This window comes from Streptomyces lydicus, assembly GCF_000717345.1.
GTDB lineage: Bacteria > Actinomycetota > Actinomycetes > Streptomycetales > Streptomycetaceae > Streptomyces > Streptomyces lydicus.
Genome location: NZ_JNZA01000035.1, coordinates 50,880 through 71,202 on the forward strand (window position 1 = coordinate 50,880; position 20,323 = coordinate 71,202).

A 20,323-nucleotide genomic window follows, 5' to 3' on the forward strand; every position below is an offset into this window, starting at 1 on the left:
GCGTCATGCGTCCGGTTACTTGTCGTGCAGCACCGCGCCCGTCGCCCGTACGTCCATCCGGCAGCCCCGGGCGGTGTGCAGCCGCACCCCGATGCGTACGGCCCCGGCCCGCGCCCCGAGCGAGAAGTCGGCGGTGCCGCCGGGACGGACGTCCGTCGGCTGGGCGGCGGCGCCCGAGGTGAGCAGCGAGAGGGTGGCGCGGGTGTCCGGCAGGCAGGTCGGGCCGGCCGGGTCGTGGTCGGCGATGGCCAGCGTCAGCCGCAGGGCGTCGCGCGGCTCCGCGAGGGCGGGCGCGTCGAGACGGAGGGTGAGCGTGCGGTGGGCCTCCTCGTCCAGCGGCTGCCGGCCCTCGGTGCGTACCTGCCCGGTCACATCGATCTCGCCGTGCGCCACGACCTGCTGGAACGTCAGCCAGCCGCCGACCGTCGCCAGCACGGAGACCAGCGACAGCACGCCGATCACCAGGGCGTCACGGGGTCGTCGGTCGAGGACCCGGGCGGCGGCCGCGAGCAGCGAGAGGCCGGTGAGGACGCCCCACAGGACGTACTGCCGGGCCGGTCCGTCCGGCCACCGCGCCCCGGCGGCCACCACGGCGGCGCAGGCCAGCAGCAGGGGCAGCCAGCGCGCGCTGGGGTGCATCACCCAACGGATGATCACGTTCCGGATGTCGTTGGCCGCGATGGAGTGATCGCCGTGCGCCGTCGGGCTGTTGTAGACGTCGCCGCCCCCGCCGGCGCGACTCACGCCCCGCCCCGCCCGTCCGACCCGCCCATGTGGATGTCGCCGTGGATCTCGACGGCCGCGATGGAGCCCTGCCCGGTCGCGGTCGGCGTGTTGTAGACGGTGGACCCGCCCGCGAACGAGGCGAGCCGGGTGACCTGGTCCAGGAGGTGCGGCGCGTCCCGCCTTGCCGCCGGCGCCCGCAGCCAGGACGTCACCGCGGCGGACAGCACCTGCCGCTCCTGGCCGGTGAGGGACGCGAGCAGCGCGTCGAGGGCATCGGCGCGGTCGGCGTCGAGGAGCGGCTGATCGGCACCGCCGTCGAGCCCCCCGCCGGCGTCGTCCCCGCGGCGCAGCAGCCGCCGGAAGAAACCCTCGCCGGCGGTCACGGTGCGCTCGGCGATCCGCTGCTGGGCAGCGGTGATGACGGACGTGCCCAGGCTGTTCGCGGCCAGCGCGAGATAGGGAGCGATCTCGGCGGATACGGTCGCCAGGTCGGACATCCGGGCCTCCCCCTCATGGTCACGGGCATAATGCCGCAACACCCTTACGGGAAAGGCGTGTTACCCATGTTGAGGGTGCATCACACCCATACCAATGGGGGGTTTCGGGCCGGTTTTCCCACCAGCACTGCGAGAGACGCACGGTGCGCCGCCCCACCCCACCCCCCAGCCCGCAAAAAGGCCCCGCCCCGCCCCTGCGACCAGGGGCGACGCGAGGCCGAGAAGGCGCGACGACTACGACAGGCCCGCCCCCGGCACCGGAAGCGCGCCTTCGGTACCCATCTTCGCCGTCTCCCCCAGCATCTCCGCGGCCGAGCCCGCACCCTGGCCGACGGCGGGCGCCGCCGCACCCGTGGTCTCCCCCGTAACGGGCGCCGCAGCGCCCACCGCACCACCAGCCGTCTCCGCCACCGCACCCGTCGCCCGGCCGGCCGTCTCCGCGGCACCACCCGCCGCCTCCCCCGCGCCACCCGTGTCGACGGCCGACAGCCCGCCCACGTCAGGCGCCTTCGGCAGTTCCACGGCCTGGGCGGCACCGACCGACCCCATCAGGGCGGCTGCGGCGGTAGCGGCCGCCGTGAGGACTCGTCGCATCAAGACTCCTTAAGAAGGTGCGGACATGAGCTTTTACGATGAGAACGACATCCCCCACTCCCGGACACGCCCCGCACGGACGCCCCCGGGGCATGCCGGGCCTCAGGAGATCAGTTCGATGTCGTGGAAGCGCATGACGCCGAACCAGGCACTGGTCTCCTCCCTCATGACGCGTTCGGTCTCGATCGCGACTTCGCGGATCCGCTCCAGGGTGCGGGCCTCCTGCAACGTCGTTTCGAGGTCCGCCAGCAGCTGGGCCATCCGCCGGTAGCGCTGGCAGTGTTGCCGGAACTGCGCCTGGGTCCGGATCCCGTGGACGGCGGCGCCGAGAGTCGGCATGCCGATCGACAGCACGATGAGGAGAAGGCCCCAGGTGGAGTCGCGGTCCGCGTCCTGACCGGTGCCCAGCATGTGCAGGACGGCGGCGATCAAGGTGATGCCGAAGATGATGCTGGTGACGAGATAGAGCCGTGTCTCCCAAGCCCCCTGCCGCCGAGCGGCCCTTCGGTGGTAGTCGATCTGGGAGCGGATCCAGTGCCGGCACAGGTACTGCTTGAGCAGGTGGACGTCCGACGGCGCCGTCCGCACGGTCGGGCGGACGGCGACCACCTCCATCACGGCACGTCTGACCCATGCCTCCGACGGGTCGAAGAACTGGCTGCCGCTGCCGGGGCGCACCCGGTGGCTCCGCGTTCCGCAGAGGGCGAAGAAGTACTCGGACCGCAATCGCTCGGCCAGGAACCGGTAGGAGATCCAGCGGTCGAGCACCCGGCGTCGGTGGTTCAGGACCGGCAGTACGAGCAGGAGGGCGAGCAGGACGACCTCCACCGCGGTGATCCAGTCATGCCTGGGCAGGAAGGTGACCTGGGTGGCGACGGCGACGACGGCCGCCGCCGCCATGAGGAAGATCGCCGCACTCATCAGGCGGAACTGCCGGTGCAGGCGGGACGCCAGGGTGTCCGCCCGGACGAAGTAGGGGACGATCCAGTCCGCCACGACCTCGTGGGCCTGCGCGAAAGCCGTCGACCGGCCACCGGGCTCCGGCCTGAGGCGGTCCCGCTCCGTGCTCACGCGCCGCGGGAAGTCCCCCACTCTCATGGCGTTGTACTGGCGGAACTCGTACGCGGCCGCTCTCATGCCGCGGGCCCGGACGTCGTCCAGCCGGTACTCCGGTCCCGGATCACCCGTCGTCCGGATCCACGCCAGTGGCACCCCGCGGTCCTCGGCATAGCTCACGACGGTCGCGGTGCCGCCCCGCCCCCGGGCGGGCCGGCCGTCCCAGAGGGCGACCACCACGTCGGACCGGTCCACGATCCGACGGCCGGCTCTCTCGTACGCCTCCTCCCTCGTCGTGCTCGGAGGTGCCTGCCAGGTGGCCGCTGACCGGCCGAGCAGGGCGAAGAAGTCGGCCCTGGACTCCGCGCTGCCGAAATCGTTCAGGTAGTCCTCCGGGGGCAGCGGCAGCACCGCTTCGAGCATGGCTCCGGGCCCGGTCAGCAGTTCGCGGGCCGCCAGGCGGTCGGCGCCCTCCGCCAGCGCGGAGAGGACGAGTACGGGCGGCAGCGGCGCCTTGGCGCCGAGCAGGCGTGCGCCGAGCCCGCGGACCGCCTCGTGGATCGCCGGCCGGAGGTCGTCGGGGTGATCGAGCCGGCGATGGCCGGTCACGCCCACGCGGAGGATGAAGGGCAGGCGCCCCTCACCGGCGGTGAGCCGTGCGGTGGCCGACGACTTCGGGTTCATGACCTGCCCTTCGAACCGCCGTGGGGTACCGGCTTCTTGACCTCCAGCTCCTGCCTTTCCCTGAGCGCCTGCAGGACCTCGCTCATCTGGTGCACCCATCGGGCGCGTTCCCCGTGCAGGACCGCTTCCGTCTTCATGACCAGAGTGAGGAGCGGGCGCTTGCCCTGTTCCTCGGGGCCGCGCATCTCCCAGCCCTGCTGCAGCACTTCAAGATCGCCGGCTGCCCGGTTGTACGCCATGATGATGTTGTCGGCCTGGAGGTAGCCCAGGGCGGCCAGGGCAGCGGTCGACAGGCCGGTGGTGAACCCGATCCAGGGGTCCACCCCGACGGACGCGAGAAGCGTTCCCGCCGCGCCGGCAGAGATCGCCAGCGCTTCCAGGAGACTCCGCACACGGTGCAGATGCCGGACGCGGGCGTGGTAGTAGGCCACTTGACCCTCCAGCCGGATCTCGACATAGCGTGCGGCGGTCAGCGGGCTCAGGCCGTCGTCGGTGTCCCCGCTGCCGCGCACCGGAAGCGGCAGCGGACCGTCGTACGGCGTGAGGGGAGCGGTGGCCGCGTTGGTCCGGACGAGCCGGCCCTCGATATCGGTGAGTCTTCTGAGCAGTTGGCACCGGTCGCCGGACGGGCGTCCGCTGTCGTGCCGCACGTCGTCGGCGTCCGCCAGCGTCCGGTGGAGGTATATCTCGGCCTTCACCTCCTCCGCCGCGGCGCGGAGGGCGATCCATCGCGGTCCGCGGGCGTGCCGGCTGGACCAGGCGATGAGGACCGAGACGGCCGCCGGTGTCGCAACCACGACCCAGTGCAGCCTCCGGCCGCCGATCTCCGCGTCGATCAGCGCGATGAGCGTGGCGAAGACCCCGAGGGCGAGAATCAGCGCCTGCATGCGCTGGAAGGCCCGGCGCAGGCGGGAGGCGAGGCAGTCGTACGTGGCGAACGTCTGCCAGGCCGCCTTGAGCAGCGGCTCGTCCTGCAGTTCCCAGGCCAGGCGCCGGGCGAGGGCACCGGAGTCGTGCTCGGCGAGGACGCGCAGGTCGCCGTGCCGGACGATTTCCTCCGTCTCCGCCTCCGCTTCCCAGTCCGTTGCCTTGCGCGGGACCGGGCGATGAGGCCGGTGCGGCAGACGACGGTGCCGGCCCGTCCGGCGGACCCGCTGCCGGCGCTCGGCGAGCTGCCTGGCCAGCCCACCGGACCAGCCGAGGACGAAGACCGGTATCCCACGGCGCACCGCCGCCAGCAGTTCCGCCCGGGCGACCGCACCGCCGCCCGCCAGCACCATCACCACCGGCGCTCCCGCGGCCAGCGCGGTGGCCGCCCTCGGCTTCCATGCGGCCGCTTCTGCGCTGTCCGCCCCGTCGAGCACGATGACATGTGAACGGTCCGGCTCAGGGGCAGGTGAACGGTCCGGCTCGGGCTCCGCACCGTCGCCTCCGGAGCCTCCCGGCCGTCCTGCCCGACGCCCCGGCATCACCCCGAGTACGACCGGTGGCGGCCTCGATCCCCGGGCCCGGGCGGCGGCCAGGGCCGCAGGGGTCACGGAGCCGACGGCGTCGTCGACCAGAGCTGCGCCGCTCACTTCCACGGCCTGTAAGACGGCTCCGCCCAGAGCCGCTGCCGGCTTTCCCGTCACCCGTGGACGGGGTTCGTCCGCCCCGCCGCTCACCAGGAGGACCGGGAGCTTGCCGGACGGCGGGGGCAGGCCGAGAGGGGACAACACGTCCGCGGGGTCACCGGGGTGGTCGGCGGCGATGACGGCTCGGACGTCGCCGTCGGGCCGACCTCTCGGAGCCCTCTCGTCGTCGGAGCCGAAGGTCATTGGGTCACCTCAGAGAACTTCCGGAGTCCGACGCTTGGCGTCCCTCCCAGGATCTCCGACCGCTCCGCCTTCCGCATCAGCGCCTTCCGCCGTACCCGAAGGTGACCGGGTGACCGCGATGCGCTGCCCTACCGCCCCCGTGCCGGTCCGTATGCGCGGGGCTAACCTGAGATCAAAGGAGCGTTGGGCGCACGGCTTGATGGGGATGCCCATGACAGCGACAACGCCAGAGGCTGCGAGTGGACGTCGCCTTTTCGTCTCGTACGCACGGCCCGACAGCGAAGCCGTACAGAGACTGGTGGAGGTGCTCCGAGCACTGCACCACGTCCCCTGGGTGGACCGCGAACTCGAATCCGAGGGCGGAAAGCCGTGGTGGGACCGGATCCTCGCGGAGATCGAGGCGTGCGACGGCATCATCGTCGTGCTTTCCCCCCAGCTCTTCGACTCGGTGCCCGCCGAGCGGGAACGCGAGTACGCGGACGAACTCGGCAAGCCACCGCTGCCCGTCATGGTCGAACCCGTCACGCCCGACATCCTGCCGAGGGAGCTCAGCGCGCGGCAGTTCGTCGACTTCACCCGAGGCGGCCCCCTGGCCGGTGCCATGCTCGCGAGCGCCGTCGCCGGCCTTCCCCCTGCCCCGCCGCTGCCCGATCCGATACCCAAACGCCCGGATGTGCCCTCCAGTTACCTGGGCGATCTGAGAGACCGGGTGCGGGCACCGGCCCTCTCACTGGAGGAGCAGATCCATCTGATCACCGAGCTGCGTCTCCGTCTGGACCTCGAAAGAGAGCGCCAAGCCGTGGTGACGCTGCTACGGGAACTGCAACAGCGCCGCGATCTCTGCCATGCCACCTGGCAACTGCTCGACCCCTTGCTGAAGGACGTACGGGGGGAATCCTCGGAACCGGCACCGCCCGGGGACGAGCGCCCGGCCGAAGCGGGTCCCGCATCCGGCCCCGCCACGCCCACGGACCCCGATCAGGGGCTGGTGACGCCGACGCACCGGACGCCGCCGCCCGGCTGGTACCCGGACCCGTCCGGACGCCACCAGCTGCGGTGGTTCTGGAACGGCTGCTGGACCCGACAGGCATCCGACCACGGCAAGGTCGTCGACGATCCGAATTTCTGAGCACGACGTCCGAGAACGATGGGACAACCGCCATGACCGCACCAGGACCCTCACCCGGTGCCGGAAGCGGCTCCACCGGCCCTTCCGGCAAAGGAAACTACCCCCCGCCGAACGTGCCCCCTGTCCGCCAGACGCCTCCCCCGTCGATGCACGTGGGGGGAGAGGCGACCACCACCGAGGCCAAACCTCCCACCCGCTGGCCCCTGTCGATCGTGGTCTTTCTGCTGTTCTGGTTCCTCTTCGGGGCGATCGCGATGTACTACTCGTCGCAGGTCACCACGCGCTGGCGCTACGGAGACGTGGCGGGCGCAAAACAGGCGTCGAAGTCCGCACTCATCGTCAATCTGATCGGCATCGGCGCCGGCCTGCTGTTCTGGATTCTCGTGATCGCGGCAGGCTCGTGACGGCACCCTGACCGCTCGCCGGCGCGCTCCGCGCCCGACGGCCCTGAGCCGGGTGTTCGCCCTGCTCAGGGTTCCAGGACGGCGGACGAGTCGGCCTGTACGCCGGGTTCTGTCACCCCTGGCCCTTGCGGGCCGGGGGGAGACGGCCATCCATCTAGGGCTGCCGTTGCCGGCAGCCTCGTGCGGTCTACCCGCGAACTCGGGCGGGCAGCCCTCGATCGTCCGCGCAGGGGCATCAAGATGCCCCCTCTTGACCTTGCTCCAGGTGGGGTTTACCGAGCCCTCCGAGTCACCTCGGAGGCTGGTGGTCTCTTACACCACCGTTTCACCCTTACCGGAGGCCGAAGCCTCCGGCGGTCTGCTTTCTGTGGCACTGTCCCGCGGGTCGCCCCGGGTGGGTGTTACCCACCACCTTGCCCTGTGGAGCCCGGACGTTCCTCGGGGAGATCGTCAAGATCCCCACGCGGCCGTCCGGCCGGCTCGTCCGCCGTGGCCCCATGGTACCCGGCGCCCGACCGACGCCGTGTCGCGGAGCGGCCCTTGACCTTGCCGCAGCGGCAACGTTTCTACTGGCCGCATGAGAATCGGTGAGCTCGCGGGCCTGGTCGGCGTCACCACCCGCGCCGTACGCCACTACCACCACGTCGGACTGCTGCCCGAGCCGGAACGCCGTGCCAACGGATACCGGGAGTACGGGCTGCGGGACGCGGTCGCGCTGGCACGGCTGCGCCGGCTGACGGAGCTGGGGCTCGGGCTGGAGGAGGTGCGGGACGTGCTCGCCGACGACTCCGGGCGTGAACTGCACGAGGTGCTGGCCGAGCTGGACGCGGACCTGGCCCGCCAGGAGGACGCGATCCGGGCGCGCCGGGCCCGGCTGGCCGCGCTGCGACGCCAGGCGGAGGAGCACGGCGGACTGCCCGCCGAGGGGCCGGTGTCGGACGAACTCGCGGCGGTGTTCCGGGAGATGGCCCGTACGTCGGCGGCGCGGCCCGGCCCGGAGCCCGCCATGGCGGCGAAGGAACGGGAGATGCTGGCGCTGCTGGAGTCGACGGACGACAAGGCGGGTGGGCGGATGACGGAGCTGCTCGGGAACCTCGCCTCGGCCCCGGGGGCGATGGAGCGGGCGTACGAGGTGTACGGGCTGCTGGACGCGCTGGCGGAGGCCGCGCCGGACGACCCAGGGGTGGCACCGGCCGCGCAGGCGCTCGCCGACTGCATTCCGGACACGGTCGTCGCCGAACTCGGCGGGGAGCACTGGGCACGGGCGGCCGACGCCGGCCGGGAGACGGACGGGGGATTCATGGCGGCGTACTACGCGCACTTCACGCCGGCGCAGGCCGAGGCGCTGCGCCGGGCGATCGAGCTGGTCGCGGAGCGTGCCCGGTGAGCCGTGCGGGCGGGACGCTGCGCCGGCTGGCCGCGCACGAGGGCCGGTGGATGGCGAGCCTGGCGCGGTGGGTGACGCGGCGGCGCGACGGGACGGCGCCGGGCGAGCGGGCGCTGCCGTACGCGGCGGCGCAGGCGGCGCTGGTGTACGGGCTGACGTTCGTGTGCGCGGTGGAGACGGCCGGGGTGCATGTGCTGCTCGGCGGGGTTCCGGTGGCGCGGGCGGTGCTGCTCGTCGTCGACGTGTACACGGTGCTGATGCTGCTGGGCTTCCAGGCGGCGGCGGTCACCCGGCCGCATGTGCTGGGCGCGGAGGTGCTGCGGCTGCGGGAGGGGGCCCGGACGGAGGTGCGGATTCCGGTGGAGCGGATCGTCTCCGTCCGCTACGACCTGCGGTTCACCAAGGAGCCGGCGAAGAAGCCGGCGAAGGGGCGGGGGGTGCCGGCGGATGCGGACGGGGAGCCGGGCGGGGGCGGGGTGGCCGAGCTGGCGGTCGGCGGGCAGACGTCGGTGACCGTCGAACTGGCCGGACCGGTCGAGGTGGTGCGGCTGCTGGGACGGTGCGAGCGGGTGCGCACGGTGCGCTTCCATGCCGATGACGCGCGGGGCGCGGTGGCCGCCGTACGGGCCCGGATGCGGGAGCGGGAGCGGACGGCGCCGGGCGACGACGTGCCGGAGGAGCCCGGGCGGGGCGCGGTCAGGCCGGGGTGAAGCGGACCGGGGCGCGGCCCGGCTCGGCCTCGGCGAGGCGGACCTGGATGTGGTGGCCCAGGGGCAGCGCGGGGCCCTCCGGGGCGGTCTCGACCGGGCCGATGACGGCCGGGTCGTAGAGGTGGACGGTGCCGTGGGTGGGGTCCTTGTCCTGGATGTCGACGACCAGGGCCTCGAAGGTCTCACCGACCCGGTCGCGCAGCAGTGCCGCCTCGACCAGGTCGACGCAGGCCCGCTCGACCTGGTTGGCGCGCTGGGTGCCGGTCTCCATCTCGCGGGGCAGGGCCGGCAGTGCGCTGCGGACCCAGGCGGGCGGCTCCGCGCCGGCCGAGGCGGCCAGACACAGCTCGGAGGTGTAGCGGTCCACGAGCCGCCGCAGCGGCGCGGTGGCGTGCGCGTACGGGGCCGCAACGGCGGCGTGCAGCGCGTCGGCGGGCGGGGGCGCGCTGCCGTCGAAGACGGTGTAGCCGGCGCCGCGCAGCAGGGCGGTGCAGTCCTGCAGGAACGCCGCGTGGTCGGCGCGCCGCGGGTCGAGGGTGCGGATCAGCGCGGAGTACGAGGTGTGGTGCGGCCAGTCGATGCCGAGGGCGCGGGCGGTCAGCCGCAGCCGGGCGACCGAGCCGCGCCGGGACGGGGAGCCCTCCGGCTCCGACGACGTCGACAGCTTGGGGGAGGGCAGCGTACGGAGGATGCCGGTGCCGGAGGCCAGCATCAGCTGGGCCGCGGCCATGCCGGTGAGCAGGGAGATCTGCGCGTTCCAGCCGTAGGCCGGGAGCGGGGCGCGGTAGGCGAGGGTGTAGCGGCCGTCGTGCTCGACGATCTCCTGCTCGGGGACCTGGAGCGAGATCGCGCCCCGGGCGACCTCCTGCCCCTCGCGCAGCAGCCCGATCTCGCGGAGCAGGGCCAGCGGCTCCTCGGCCGTCTCGTCGTCGAGGACCCGCTGCACGCCCGCGTAGTCGAGTGCGGCGCGTGAGCGGACCAGGGCGCGGCGCACGGAGGTGCTGGTCAGGGCGCCCTCCGCGTCGAGGTCGAGCTGCCACAGGACGGCCGGGCGGTCCCGGTCGGGCAGCAGGCTCGCGGCGCCCTCGCTCAGCACGGACGGGTACAGCGGGACCCGCTCGTCGGGGAAGTAGAGCGTCGTCACGCGGTGGTGCGCCTCGGCGTCCAGCGCGCCGCCGGGCGTCACGAAGGAGGCGACGTCGGCGATGGCGTAGTGGACGCGGTAGCCGCCACCGGGGCGCCGCGAGAGGAAAAGCGCCTGGTCGAGGTCCAGGGACCCGGGCGGGTCGAGGGTGAAGAGCGGGAGGTCGGTGGCGTCCTCCAGGGTGTGCTCGGTCGCCACCGCACCGTCGGCGGCCGGGATCCGCGGGGCGCGCGCGGCGCTCTCCGCCTCGGCCTGCGCCGTGGGCGGGAAGTGGTGCGGGATCTCCAGCGTGCCGCGCAGCTCATGCAGCGCGGCACGCAGCGGGGCATCGGCTGCGTCGGTCACATGCATATGGAGACGGGGCATGAAACCGAGCGTATGGCGGGTTGGCGCCCGGGGCTCGGTGGGTGGGGGTTGCGCAGTCCGGGGCCCGGGTGGGGGCCAGGGGTGCCCGGCCGAGGTCATACGCTTTTCCGGGGCCGCATCCCCGCCCGTACCGCCGTGAAGGAGAACACCGTGCTCGTGCTGTTGCCGCCGTCCGAAGGGAAGGCCGCGGAAGGTGCCGGGGCGCCGCTGGAGCTCGGCGGGCTGTCGCTGCCGGCGCTGACCGCGGCGCGCCGGGCGGTGCTGGAGGAGCTGGTCGAGCTGTGCGCGGCGGACGAGACCAAGGCCCAGGAGGTGCTCGGGCTCAGCGACGGCCTCCGGGGCGAGATCGCCAAGAACGCGGGGCTGCGGACCGCCGCGGCCCGGCCGGCCGGTGAGATCTACACCGGGGTGCTCTACGACGCGCTCGGCCTGGCCTCCCTGGACCCGCGGGCCCGCAGGCTCGCCGAGCGGTCGCTGCTGGTCTTCTCGGGCCTGTGGGGCGCCGTACGGATCGGCGACCGGATCCCCTCGTACCGCTGCTCGATGGGCGTGAAGCTGCCCGGGCTCGGCGCGCTGGGCGCGTACTGGCGGGCGCCGATGGCGGAGGTGCTGCCGGAGGTGGCCGGCGACGGGCTGGTGCTGGACCTGCGCTCGGCGGCGTACGCCACGGCGTGGAAGCCGAAGGGCGAGGTCGCGGGGCGGACCGCGACGGTGCGGGTGCTGCAGTCGAAGATCGTGGACGGGGTGGAGAAGCGGTCGGTGGTCAGCCACTTCAACAAGGCGACCAAGGGGCGGCTGGTGCGGGACCTGCTGTCGGCCGGCCTGACGCCGGCGGGCCCGGCGGCGCTGGTGGAGGCGCTGCGTGAGCTGGGGTACGCGGTGGAGGCGCAGGCTCCGGCGAAGGGCGGCAAGCCGTGGGCGCTCGATGTGATCGTGACCGAGCTGTAGAGGGAGCTCACGGGGACGTTGCAACATGCGCAACGGTCGTTGCGGAGAGTGGGGCGAGGGCGCACTATGGGCGGCGTGACTAGCGCCGCCGCCTCCCCCGCGCCCGCCTCCGCCGAGCTCTCGGTCCTCGGCCTCGCCCCCGTCCTCCCGGTCGTCGTCCTGGACGACGCGGCCGACGCCGTACCGCTCGCCCGGGCGCTGGTCGCCGGCGGGCTGCCGGCGATCGAGGTGACGCTGCGGACGCCCGCCGCACTGAACGCGATCCGGGCGATCGCCGAGGAGGTCCCGGAGGCGGTGGTCGGGGCGGGCACCGTGCTCACCCCGGAGCACGTCGACGCGGCCGGTGCGGCCGGCGCGCGGTTCCTGGTGAGCCCCGGTTGGTCGCCGCGGCTGCTGCGCGCGATGCGGGTGTGCGGCCTGCCGTTCCTGCCGGGCGTCTCGACGGCCTCGGAGGTGGTGACGCTGCTGGACGAGGGCGTCACCGAGCTGAAGTTCTTCCCAGCCGAGGCGGCGGGCGGCGCGGCCTATCTGAAGTCGCTGGCGGCACCGCTGCCGCAGGCCCGTTTCTGCCCGACCGGCGGGATCGGCCTGGCGTCCGCGCCCGCGTACCTGGCACTGCCGAACGTGGCCTGCGTGGGCGGGACATGGATGCTGCCGGCCGACGCACTGGCCGCCAAGGACTGGGACCGGGTGCGCCGGCTCGCGAAGGAGGCGGCGGAGCTGGGGAGCTGACGAGACGTCAGCTCGATCCGCGGTCCGCCCGCCTCGCTCCGAAAGGCCCTCAACGCAGGTGCGAGGTGTCGTTCAGCAGCCGCAGCGACGCGTTGCCGTCCGCGTAGTACGCGACCGCCGACAGCGAGGCCGCGGACAGCTCCATCCGGAACAGCGACTCCGGCGGGGCGCCCAGCGCCAGCCGGACCAGCGTCTTGATCGGCGTGACGTGGGTGACCACCAGCACCGTCCGGCCGGTGTAGCGGGCGAGGAGCTTGTCGCGGGCGACGGCGACCCGGCGGGCCACCGCCTCGAAGGACTCGCCGCCCCCGGTGGGCGCGACCGCGGCCGAGGCGAGCCAGGCGTCGAGGTCGTCGGGGAAGCGTTCGCGCACCTCGGCGAAGGTCAGCCCCTCCCAGGCCCCGAAGTCCGTTTCGCGCAGGCCCTCTTCGAGGCGGACCTCCAGGCCGAGCCGGGCCGCGACCGCCTCGGCGGTCTCCCGGCAGCGCCGCAGCGGTGAGCTGACGACGGCCTGGATCGTGCCCCGGGCGGCGAGCGAGACGGCGGCCGCCTCGGCCTGGCGCCGTCCGGCGGGCGAGAGTTCCGGGTCGGTGCCGCCGCTGCCGGAGAACCGCTTCTGCGGCGTCAGCGCGGTCTCACCGTGCCGCAGCAGGACGAGGGTCGCCGGGACGCCGAGGTCGGGCGCCCCCCAGCCGGGGGCCGGCGCCTCGGCCACCTCGGGCGCCTCGGCCGCCTCCGCGGCCTCGTCGGCGGCCCGGGCGGCGGCACTGCGGGCCGGTGCGGCGGCCGTGTCGAGCGCCGCCCTGGAGTCCCGCGGTTCCCACTGCTTGCCGTTCTTGCCGGCGTCCATCGCCTCGTTGGCGAGCCGGTCGGCGTGCTTGTTCTGCGCCCGCGGGATCCACTCGTACGTGACCTGCTCGGGCGGGAAGACCGCCCGGGCCGCGGCGGCCAGCGGCTTCATGTCCGGGTGCTTGATCTGCCAGCGCCCGGACATCTGCTCGACGACCAGCTTGGAGTCCATGCGCACGTGGACGCACGCCTCCGGATCGAGCGCGCGCGCCGCCCGCAGGCCGGCCACCAGGCCGTTGTACTCCGCGACGTTGTTGGTCGCGGTGCCGAGGAACTCGGCGGCCTCGGCGAGCGCCTCGCCCGTCTCCGGGTCGAGGACGACCGCGCCGTAGCCGGCCGGCCCCGGGTTGCCCCGGGACCCGCCGTCCGCCTCGACGATCAGCGTGCGCGGCACGGCCTACAGACCCGAGTCGGGCGTCCGGACCAGGATCCGGCCGCAGTTCTCGCACCGTACGACGGCGTCGGCGGCGGCCGCCCGGACGTCGTTGACCTCGGTGATGTTCAGTTCCAGGCGGCAGCCCTCGCAGCGGCGCTGGTAGAGGCGGGCCGCGCCGACGCCGCCCTCCTTGGAGCGGATGCGGTCGTAGAGCTTGAGCAGGTCCGCCGGGATGTCGCCGACGGTCAGCTCGCGCTCCTTGGTGGCCGTGGCGACCTCGGCGTCGATCTCGCTGGTGGCGGCGTTGCGGCGGGCGACGGCGTCGTTGACCTTGGCCTGGATGGCCTCCACCCGGGCGGTCAGCTCGGCGACCCGCTCCTGGGCGCTCTCGCGACGCTCCATGACCTCCAGGACGACGTCCTCCAGATCGCCCTGGCGCTTGGCCAGCGAGGCGATCTCGTGCTGGAGGTTCTCCAGGTCCTTGGGGGAGGTGACGGCGCCGGAGTCGAGGCGCTTCTGGTCGCGGGCGGCGCGCTGGCGCACCTGGTCCACGTCCTGCTCGGCCTTGGTCTGCTCGCGGGAGGTGTCGCTCTCCTCGGTCTGCGCAGCGACGAGCAGGTCGCGCTGCTGGGTGAGGTCGGCCTCCAGGGTCTGCAGCTCGGCCAGCTCCGGGAGGTTGTTGCGCCGGTGCTCGAGCTGGGTGAGCCGGACGTCGAGTGCCTGGACGTCGAGGAGGCGGATCTGGTCGGCGGGCGCGGCGTTCAGCGTGGGGCTCCTGTGGTGTGCGTCGGGGTGAAGACGGGGGTGGACGCCGCGTGGGCGGTCCAGGGGTCGGTGACCGTACGGGAGACGTGCGTGCGCAGTCCCCAGCCGTGCCGGTCGGAGACCGCGTCCAGCTGGGCCGCGGCCTGTTCGCACCACGGCCATTCGGTCGCCCAGTGGGCGGCGTCGAGCAGCGCCAACGGGCTGCCGCCGGTGTGCTGTGTGGCCTCCGAGGCCGGGTGGTGGCGCAGGTCGGCGGTGAGGAAGGCATCCGCACCGGCGGCCCGCACGTCGTCGAAGAGACTGTCGCCGGAGCCTCCGGAGACCGCGACGGTGCGGATCTCGCGCTCCGGGTCGCCGGCCGCGCGGATGCCCTGCGCGGTGGCGGGGAGCCGGGCCGCGGCGTACGACGCGAATTCGGCGAGCGTCATCGGGTGCGGCAGCTCGCAGATCCGGCCGAGCCCGCGGCGGCCCTCGGGGTCGCTCGGGTCCGGCACCAACGGGCCGAGGATCCGCAGGTCCAGGGCGCCCGCCAGGGCGTCGGAGACGCCGGGGTCGGCGGTGTCGGCGTTGGTGTGCGCGACGTGCAGGGCGATGTCGTGCTTGATCAGGGTGTGCACGACCTTGCCCTTGAAGGTCGAGGCCGCGACCGTCGTCGTACCGCGCAGATAGAGCGGGTGGTGTGTGACGAGGAGATCGGCGCCGAGCTGCACCGCTTCGTCGACGATCTCCTGGACCGGGTCGACGGCGAACAGCACACGGCGGACCTCGGCATCGGGGTCGCCGCAGACCGTCCCGACGGCATCCCACCCTTCGGCCCGCTCGGGGGGCCAGAGGGCGTCCAGCGCGGTGAGGACTTCAGACAGTACGGGCACGGAGGGAAGGTTACCCCCCAGGTGTGACAGGGAGCGGGGTCCCGGGCGGGGTGGGCCGCTCCGCCGGGGGCCGGGGAAGCCCCGCATGCCACCCCGGGGCGACTCGGGTTCACCCGACTCGGCCCACCGTCGAAACCTCCACCACAGCCACCCCATCCGCCACCGGCGAACCGGACCTTCGCCACCCTTATGCGTGAAGTGCGGCAACTCGCGTTGATCGGCCGGAAGTACGAAAACTAGCTTCGTGCCAACTGGAGGTGACCACGCGATGACGATGAGTGCCACAGAGGACGCCGCGGCGCCGGGCGGCCCGCACCGCACGGCGCTGACGATCGCCGCCGACGGCTCGTACGCCGCCCGGCTCGCCCGGCACGGCGACGCCGCCGGGAGCCGGTTCCCGGAGCGCTGGACGCTGAGCGGACCCGAGCCGTACGCCGTGCCGCTGCCGGGCGGCCAGCCCGAGGAGCCGGACAGCGAACTGCTCCCCCTCACGGACGGCCGGGTCCTGATCCTGCGCCGGGTCGCCGACCGCTTCACCCTCTCCCTGCTCTACCCGACGGGCCCCGGGACCGGCGAACTCCTGCTGGGCACCGTGGCGGTGCCCGAACTGACCCTGCTGCCGCCCGCCCCCGACGGGGGTCTCGGCTACGCGCTGGCCCCCGGGGAGCAGCGCACCGGGCTGTGGCTGGTGCACGGCGGCGCGGACGGGCCCGAGCGGATCGCCGAGGTCCCGGGCCGCTGCACGGGCGGCGCCTGGCTGGACCGCGACGGCCGACTGCTCGCCCTGGACCGGGAGTTGGACGGCCGGACGAAGACGGTGCTGGTCGACCTGGAGCGGGGCGGCGAGACCGGTCCGCTGCTGCAGATCACCGAGGAGAGCAACGACCGGCTGCTGCTCGCCGATCCGGACAGCGGGCTGCTGCTGGTCCGGTCCGACGCCCCCGGGCACGACCGGCTCGGCTGGGGCGTCCTGGGCAGCAGCCTGCCGGTGCGCTTCCCGGACTGCCTGCGGCCCGCCGGCCTCCCCTCCGGGGCCCCCGTCACCCTGACGCCGTTCGCCGTCCAGCCGGGCCAGGTGCTCGCCCCGGAGAGCTGTGCGGTGGCGTTCCGGATGGACGCGGCGCACGCCACCTGGCTGGGCGTCTGGCGTCCCTCCGGGCGGGGACTGCGGCAGCTGCCCGCACCGGCCGGGTGGCTCGCGGGCGCCGGCCTGTGGACGGCGGACGGCGCACTGCTGCTGCCGTACGCGACGGACGCGGAGCCGTGCGGAGTGGCCCGGATGGCCATACCGCTGGAGCCGGTGGCACCGGTGGCGCGCAGGAAGACGGCGGGGGTGGCCGGGCGGCCCGTCGCTGGGCGCTCGCGGGCAGGCGCCCCGTACGGCGGGGGGATTGTCCCGGATCCAGGGGACACCGACAACCGCTCCACACCATCTGCACATCCGAAAGTCGCCGCGACGGAACCGCGCCGCGCCCCCGCGCATCCTCGAATGTGCAGGCCAGTGCCCCTCCAGCAGGCACCCCTGGCGGCCCGGTAGACCCGGTGGAGCGTGATTTTCGGCCCCGTTAGACTTTCGAGTGGGGGCTGCGCAGCCGGTTGACCGGCCACCGATCCAGTGCCGCTCGGGGTCAGCCTTGGCGGCCGTCGGGCGAGGTCCTGACGCGTAAAGCTGTAAGCGATCTGACGGAGTGACTCTTTTCATGTCCGAAGCCCGAACCGACACGACCCAGGCGCGCCCTCAGGAGGCATCCGCCCAGGCCGCCGAGGCCGCACGCTCCGGCAGGCACCGTGGCCCGGCTGCCGCGGAGGAGTCCGACTCCACCGCGCACGGCCGGCACCGCCGTGACAAGCAGCCGCAGGGCGCCTAGGAGCGTCGCCGGCGGCCGCTGACCCGCCGGGAGCAGCGAAGACACGGCCGTGGCCGCCGCCCGTCAGGAGACGGTGCGGCGGCCACGGCCGTTGTCGCGGGACGGGCCGGACGGCTCAGTCGTGCTTGAGGCCGAGCACCTCGGCCGCCGCGAAGGTCTCGTTCGGCGGGCGCTGCGCGTAGTACGGGGTCAGCAGGGCGTCCAGCTCCTCGAAGCTGAACACGTCCTTGGCGGTGTCGAACTTCGCGGCGATCCGCGGGCGTTCCGCCACGGCCACCATGCCACCGTGGACGACCAGCAGCTGGCCGTTGACGCCGGCCGCGGCCGGTGAGGCCAGGTAGCCGACGAGCGGCGCCACGTGCTCGGGCGCGAGCGGGTCGAGCGTGCCGTCCTGCGGTTCCGCGAAGCCGGCGAAGACGTCCTCGGTCATCCGGGTGCGGGCCCGCGGGCAGATCGCGTTGGCGGTCACGCCGTACTTGGCCAGCGCCAGTGCCGTGGACGTGGTCAGGCCGACGATGCCGCCCTTGGCCGCGGCGTAGTTGGGCTGGCCCGCGGAGCCCGCGAGGAACGCCTCCGAGGAGGTGTTGACGATCCTGCCGTGCACCGGGCCGCCGGCCGCCTTGGCGCGTTCGCGCCAGTGGGCCGCGGCGAAGTGGGTGGTGTTGAAGTGGCCTTTGAGGTGGACGCGGATGACCGCGTCCCACTCGTCCTCGGTCATCGAGAACACCATCCGGTCCCGCAGGATGCCGGCGTTGTTGACCAGGACGTCGAGCCGGCCGTACGTGGTGACCGCCAGCTGGACGAGCGCCCGCGCCTGTTCGTGGTCGGCCACGTCACCGAGGTGGGCGACGGCCTCGCCGCCCGCCGCACGGATCTCCTCGGCGACCCCCTCGGCGGGCGCCGCCGAGGCGTCCCCCGAGCCGTCGCGGCCCGGCCGGCCGTAGTCGTTGACCACCACGCGGGCGCCGAGCCGGGCGAGTTCCAGGGCCTCGGCGCGGCCCAGGCCGCGTCCGGCGCCGGTGACGATCGCGGTCAGGCCCTCCAGCGGCTGTGCCATGTCTGTTCCGTCCTCTCGCTGTCTGCGCGCCCGGCCGGCCAGGTCCGCACGGCCGCTGCGCCCCGGTCAGATCTCTATGCAGGTGCGCAGCGCGGTGCCGGACCGCATCTGGTCGAGCGCGTCGTTGATCTCGGCGAGCCGGACGCGGTGGGTGATCAGTCCTTCGAGGTCGATCCGGCCGGCCCGCCACAGGGCGATGGCGCGCTCGTAGGAGCGCAGGACGTCCCCGCCGCCGTACAGGGACGGCAGGATCCGCTTCTCGTCGAAGAACAGCTCGAACATGTTCACCCGGAAGGTGTCGTCCATGGCGCCCGCGCCGACCACGCACAGCGTGCCGCCGCGCCGGGTGGTCTCGTAGGCGGTGCGGGCGGTGGCGGACTTGCCGACCACCTCGAAGACGTAGTCGAAGCCCTCCCCCGCGGTGATCCGGGCCTTGGCGTCGGCGAGTTCCTCGGGCGCGACGGCCTCGGTGGCGCCGAAGCGCAGCGCGGCCTCCCGGCGGGCGGGTACCGGGTCGACGGCCACGATCCGGGCGGCGCCGCAGGCCCTGGCGCCCTGGATGGTGGAGATCCCGACGCCGCCGCACCCGATCACCGCGACCGAGGAAGCGGCCTCCACCCGGGCGGTGTTGAGGGCCGCGCCGAGGCCGGTGGTGACGCCGCAGCCGATCAGCGCGGCGATCTCGTAGGGGACGTCGTCCGGGATCGGTACGGCACAGTTGGCGGCGACCACGACCTCCTCGGCGAACGTGCCGGTCCCGGCGAAGCCGAAGACGTCGCCACCGGGCCGCTTGAAGTTGGGGGTGCCGGCGTTCAGGAATCCGGCCAGGCACAGGTGCGTCTGGCCGCGTTTGCAGGCCGGGCAGCCGCCGCAGGCGGGCAGCCAGCACATCAGCACGCGGTCGCCGCTGCTGAGGCCGGTGACGCCGTCGCCGACGTCGAGGACCTCCCCGGCGCCCTCGTGCCCGGGGACGAACGGCGCGGGCTGCGGCAGCACCCCGTTCATCGCCGAGAGGTCGGAGTGGCACAGTCCGGTCGCCCGGATCCGGATCCTGACCTTGCCGGGGCCGAACCCCACCGCCTCGACGTCGTCGAGCACCTCCAGCTTGTCCTGACCCGTCTCGTGCTGTACGGCTGCGCGCATGTCCCGGCTCCTCTCGCGACGACCAGCTGTGCCCGAGGGCCAGCTGTGCCCGATGACTGGCTGTGCTCCATGACCGGCTGTGCTCGTTGACCAGCTGTGTTCGGCGACCGGCTGTGCTCGATGCCTAGCTGTGCTCCACGACGGTGTCCGCCAGGACCGGCGCGTCGTCGCGCTCGGGAGCGGTGACCGACACCTGGATCCGGCCGGGCTCGCGCCACAGGCGGAGGCGGAGCGTCTCGCCCGGGAAGACCACCCCCGCGAACCGGGTGGCGTACGACCGCACCCGGGCCACCTCCCCGCCGAGGACGGTGTCGACCACGGCCTTGAGCGTCACCCCGTACGTGCACAGCCCGTGCAGGATCGGCCGGTCGAACCCGGCCAGCCGGGCGAACTCCGGGTCGGCGTGCAGCGGGTTCCAGTCGCCGGAGAGGCGGTAGAGCAGTGCCTGGTCCGCGCGGATGTGCCGTTCGGTGCTCAGGTCGGGGGCGCGGTCGGGGAGTTCGAGGCGGGCGGAGGGGCCGCGGTCGCCCCCGAAGCCGCCCTCGCCGCGGACGAAGATCTGGGTGTCGCAGGTCCACAACGGGCCGTCGTCGTCGGCGACTTCGGAGCGCAGCACGATGACCGCGGCCTTGCCCTTGTCATGGACAGCCGGGACGGTCGAGGTCTGGGTGGCGTGGCCGCGCACGGGGAGGGCGCGGTGCACGGTGACGGTCTGGCCGCCGTGCAGGACGGCCGCGAGGTCGACGTCGATGCCCGGGGCGGAGAGCCCGCCGGCCAGCGCCATGCCCCCGCCCGCGACGGTCGCGAAGCTGGGCAGGACGTGCAGGGCGCTCTCCAGGGTGTAGCGCAGTTCGTCCGGGTCGGTGGCGGGGTGCGGCTTCTCCGGGGTGGCCGCGCCGGCGCCGATGCCCAGGTGGTAGAGCTGGACGTCCTTGTGGTCCCAGGCGAGTTCGGTGGTCCGCGGCTCGGCGGAGGTGGCCTTGACGGCGTCGATGGGCATGGGGCGGGCGCTCCTTCACCACGGCGGAAGACCCCGGCCCGGCCGTCCGCACCGTCGACCGTGCCGGGGTCGTTTCTGGTCGGCGCGGCCGCGCTCCGGCAGCACTGCGGGCGCCGCGGCGGGCGCATGGCACACTTCTAGAACGCGTTCTAGCCGATGGCCTCATGTATAGCCGATCCGCCCGGCACCCGGAAGACCC

General features: G+C 73.7%; 20 protein-coding genes and 1 other RNA gene. 8 read left to right on the forward strand and 13 right to left on the reverse strand.

The features are described 5' to 3' along the window. Positions 1-15: 15 nt before the first annotated feature. From OO62_RS28140 to OO62_RS28160, 5 genes are all read right to left on the reverse strand, one after another. Complete coding sequence (locus OO62_RS28140) at positions 16-744, reverse strand: hypothetical protein (RefSeq protein ID WP_033270424.1); 729 nt, start codon at positions 742-744, stop codon at positions 16-18. Then, the gene (locus OO62_RS28145) at positions 741-1,223 is read right to left on the reverse strand and encodes a hypothetical protein (protein WP_033270425.1); all 483 of its coding nucleotides are present in this window, start codon (positions 1,221-1,223) and stop codon (positions 741-743) included. Before OO62_RS28145 ends, OO62_RS28140 begins: the two co-directional genes overlap by 4 nt. Before the next feature lie 234 nt (positions 1,224-1,457). Further along, on the reverse strand, positions 1,458-1,817 hold the full coding sequence (locus OO62_RS36615) for a hypothetical protein (protein WP_051733674.1): 360 nt from the start codon (positions 1,815-1,817) through the stop codon (positions 1,458-1,460). Between the two features lie 102 nt (positions 1,818-1,919). After that, positions 1,920-3,557 carry a DUF4231 domain-containing protein gene (locus OO62_RS37135; protein ID WP_051733675.1) on the reverse strand — a complete coding sequence of 546 codons (1,638 nt, stop codon included), beginning with the start codon at positions 3,555-3,557 and terminating at the stop codon, positions 1,920-1,922. Continuing rightward, on the reverse strand, positions 3,554-5,374 hold the full coding sequence (locus tag OO62_RS28160; protein WP_129322966.1) for a DUF4231 domain-containing protein: 1,821 nt from the start codon (positions 5,372-5,374) through the stop codon (positions 3,554-3,556). The genes OO62_RS37135 and OO62_RS28160 overlap by 4 nt, the downstream gene beginning before the upstream one ends. Positions 5,375-5,585: 211 nt before the next feature. Here OO62_RS28160 and OO62_RS28165 point away from each other — a divergent pair, with 211 nt between their 5' ends. Together OO62_RS28165 and OO62_RS28170 are read left to right on the forward strand one after the other, a co-directional pair. Further along, the gene (locus tag OO62_RS28165) at positions 5,586-6,503 is read left to right on the forward strand and encodes a TIR domain-containing protein (RefSeq protein ID WP_157850172.1); all 918 of its coding nucleotides are present in this window, start codon (positions 5,586-5,588) and stop codon (positions 6,501-6,503) included. Positions 6,504-6,649: 146 nt separating this feature from the next. Beyond that, positions 6,650-6,907, forward strand: a complete 258-nt coding sequence (locus tag OO62_RS28170; protein WP_033270428.1) for a CD225/dispanin family protein — start codon at positions 6,650-6,652, stop codon at positions 6,905-6,907. A gap of 82 nt (positions 6,908-6,989) precedes the next feature. On the opposite strand, the gene rnpB is transcribed toward OO62_RS28170, so the two are convergent. Beyond that, an RNA gene (rnpB, locus tag OO62_RS37140) (RNase P RNA component class A) lies at positions 6,990-7,390 on the reverse strand. A gap of 94 nt (positions 7,391-7,484) precedes the next feature. Between rnpB and OO62_RS28175 the strand changes: the two genes are divergently transcribed. Together OO62_RS28175 and OO62_RS28180 are read left to right on the forward strand one after the other, a co-directional pair. After that, positions 7,485-8,294, forward strand: a complete 810-nt coding sequence (locus OO62_RS28175) for a MerR family transcriptional regulator (RefSeq protein ID WP_033270429.1) — start codon at positions 7,485-7,487, stop codon at positions 8,292-8,294. Further along, positions 8,291-9,004 carry a hypothetical protein gene (locus tag OO62_RS28180; protein ID WP_033270430.1) on the forward strand — a complete coding sequence of 238 codons (714 nt, stop codon included), beginning with the start codon at positions 8,291-8,293 and terminating at the stop codon, positions 9,002-9,004. The genes OO62_RS28175 and OO62_RS28180 overlap by 4 nt, the downstream gene beginning before the upstream one ends. On the opposite strand, the gene OO62_RS28185 is transcribed toward OO62_RS28180, so the two are convergent. Further along, entirely contained in the window at positions 8,991-10,514 is a 1,524-nt protein-coding gene (locus OO62_RS28185) for an RNB domain-containing ribonuclease (RefSeq protein ID WP_033270431.1), read from the reverse strand. The genes OO62_RS28180 and OO62_RS28185 overlap by 14 nt on opposite strands. A gap of 150 nt (positions 10,515-10,664) precedes the next feature. Between OO62_RS28185 and yaaA the strand changes: the two genes are divergently transcribed. Both yaaA and OO62_RS28195 read left to right on the forward strand, forming a co-directional pair. Next, positions 10,665-11,462 carry a peroxide stress protein YaaA gene (gene yaaA, locus OO62_RS28190; RefSeq protein ID WP_033270432.1) on the forward strand — a complete coding sequence of 266 codons (798 nt, stop codon included), beginning with the start codon at positions 10,665-10,667 and terminating at the stop codon, positions 11,460-11,462. A 66-nt stretch (positions 11,463-11,528) separates the two neighbouring features. Continuing rightward, positions 11,529-12,194, forward strand: coding sequence for a bifunctional 4-hydroxy-2-oxoglutarate aldolase/2-dehydro-3-deoxy-phosphogluconate aldolase (locus OO62_RS28195; RefSeq protein WP_051733676.1), 666 nt, complete (start codon positions 11,529-11,531; stop codon positions 12,192-12,194). A gap of 49 nt (positions 12,195-12,243) precedes the next feature. Here the strand turns inward: OO62_RS28195 and OO62_RS28200 are convergent, their stop codons facing one another. The 3 genes from OO62_RS28200 to OO62_RS38360 are packed head-to-tail and all read right to left on the reverse strand — an operon-like array spanning position 12,244 to position 15,056. Beyond that, the gene (locus OO62_RS28200; protein ID WP_033270433.1) at positions 12,244-13,437 is read right to left on the reverse strand and encodes a bifunctional RNase H/acid phosphatase; all 1,194 of its coding nucleotides are present in this window, start codon (positions 13,435-13,437) and stop codon (positions 12,244-12,246) included. Positions 13,438-13,440: 3 nt separating this feature from the next. Then, the gene (locus OO62_RS28205) at positions 13,441-14,184 is read right to left on the reverse strand and encodes a zinc ribbon domain-containing protein (RefSeq protein WP_180290104.1); all 744 of its coding nucleotides are present in this window, start codon (positions 14,182-14,184) and stop codon (positions 13,441-13,443) included. Further along, the gene (locus OO62_RS38360) at positions 14,181-15,056 is read right to left on the reverse strand and encodes a Nif3-like dinuclear metal center hexameric protein (RefSeq protein ID WP_099869240.1); all 876 of its coding nucleotides are present in this window, start codon (positions 15,054-15,056) and stop codon (positions 14,181-14,183) included. The genes OO62_RS28205 and OO62_RS38360 overlap by 4 nt, the downstream gene beginning before the upstream one ends. A 268-nt stretch (positions 15,057-15,324) precedes the next feature. On the opposite strand from OO62_RS38360, the gene OO62_RS28210 reads away from it, so the two are divergent. Beyond that, positions 15,325-16,593, forward strand: a complete 1,269-nt coding sequence (locus tag OO62_RS28210) for a hypothetical protein (RefSeq protein WP_033270435.1) — start codon at positions 15,325-15,327, stop codon at positions 16,591-16,593. Between the two features lie 163 nt (positions 16,594-16,756). Continuing rightward, positions 16,757-16,924 (forward strand): hypothetical protein, encoded by a 168-nt coding sequence (locus OO62_RS40045; protein WP_164993269.1) that lies wholly within the window; start codon positions 16,757-16,759, stop codon positions 16,922-16,924. 115 nt (positions 16,925-17,039) lie between these two features. Here OO62_RS40045 and OO62_RS28215 read toward each other — a convergent pair whose 3' ends face one another. The 3 genes from OO62_RS28215 to OO62_RS28225 all read right to left on the reverse strand — a co-directional run bounded on the left by OO62_RS28215 (position 17,040) and on the right by OO62_RS28225 (position 20,124). Further along, entirely contained in the window at positions 17,040-17,981 is a 942-nt protein-coding gene (locus tag OO62_RS28215; RefSeq protein WP_033270436.1) for a 3-oxoacyl-ACP reductase, read from the reverse strand. Between the two features lie 66 nt (positions 17,982-18,047). Beyond that, positions 18,048-19,124, reverse strand: coding sequence for a Zn-dependent alcohol dehydrogenase (locus OO62_RS28220; protein WP_033270437.1), 1,077 nt, complete (start codon positions 19,122-19,124; stop codon positions 18,048-18,050). Positions 19,125-19,248: 124 nt separating this feature from the next. Then, positions 19,249-20,124, reverse strand: coding sequence for a MaoC/PaaZ C-terminal domain-containing protein (locus OO62_RS28225; RefSeq protein WP_033270438.1), 876 nt, complete (start codon positions 20,122-20,124; stop codon positions 19,249-19,251). Positions 20,125-20,323 lie beyond the last annotated feature (199 nt).

What these genes read in the sequence shown, in the direction of transcription:
- OO62_RS28145 (WP_033270425.1), bottom strand. Translation starts at nt 1,223, where the DNA reads ATGTCCGACCTGGCGACCGTATCCGCCGAGATCGCTCCCTATCTCGCG.
- OO62_RS36615 (WP_051733674.1), bottom strand. Translation starts at nt 1,817, where the DNA reads ATGCGACGAGTCCTCACGGCGGCCGCTACCGCCGCAGCCGCCCTGATG.
- OO62_RS37135 (WP_051733675.1), bottom strand. Translation starts at nt 3,557, where the DNA reads ATGAACCCGAAGTCGTCGGCCACCGCACGGCTCACCGCCGGTGAGGGG.
- OO62_RS28160 (WP_129322966.1), bottom strand. Translation starts at nt 5,374, where the DNA reads ATGACCTTCGGCTCCGACGACGAGAGGGCTCCGAGAGGTCGGCCCGAC.
- OO62_RS28165 (WP_157850172.1), top strand. Translation starts at nt 5,586, where the DNA reads ATGACAGCGACAACGCCAGAGGCTGCGAGTGGACGTCGCCTTTTCGTC.
- OO62_RS28170 (WP_033270428.1), top strand. Translation starts at nt 6,650, where the DNA reads ATGCACGTGGGGGGAGAGGCGACCACCACCGAGGCCAAACCTCCCACC.
- OO62_RS28175 (WP_033270429.1), top strand. Translation starts at nt 7,485, where the DNA reads ATGAGAATCGGTGAGCTCGCGGGCCTGGTCGGCGTCACCACCCGCGCC.
- OO62_RS28185 (WP_033270431.1), bottom strand. Translation starts at nt 10,514, where the DNA reads ATGCCCCGTCTCCATATGCATGTGACCGACGCAGCCGATGCCCCGCTG.
- OO62_RS28195 (WP_051733676.1), top strand. Translation starts at nt 11,529, where the DNA reads ATGGGCGGCGTGACTAGCGCCGCCGCCTCCCCCGCGCCCGCCTCCGCC.
- OO62_RS28210 (WP_033270435.1), top strand. Translation starts at nt 15,325, where the DNA reads ATGACGATGAGTGCCACAGAGGACGCCGCGGCGCCGGGCGGCCCGCAC.
- OO62_RS40045 (WP_164993269.1), top strand. Translation starts at nt 16,757, where the DNA reads ATGTCCGAAGCCCGAACCGACACGACCCAGGCGCGCCCTCAGGAGGCA.
- OO62_RS28215 (WP_033270436.1), bottom strand. Translation starts at nt 17,981, where the DNA reads ATGGCACAGCCGCTGGAGGGCCTGACCGCGATCGTCACCGGCGCCGGA.
- OO62_RS28220 (WP_033270437.1), bottom strand. Translation starts at nt 19,124, where the DNA reads ATGCGCGCAGCCGTACAGCACGAGACGGGTCAGGACAAGCTGGAGGTG.
- OO62_RS28225 (WP_033270438.1), bottom strand. Translation starts at nt 20,124, where the DNA reads ATGCCCATCGACGCCGTCAAGGCCACCTCCGCCGAGCCGCGGACCACC.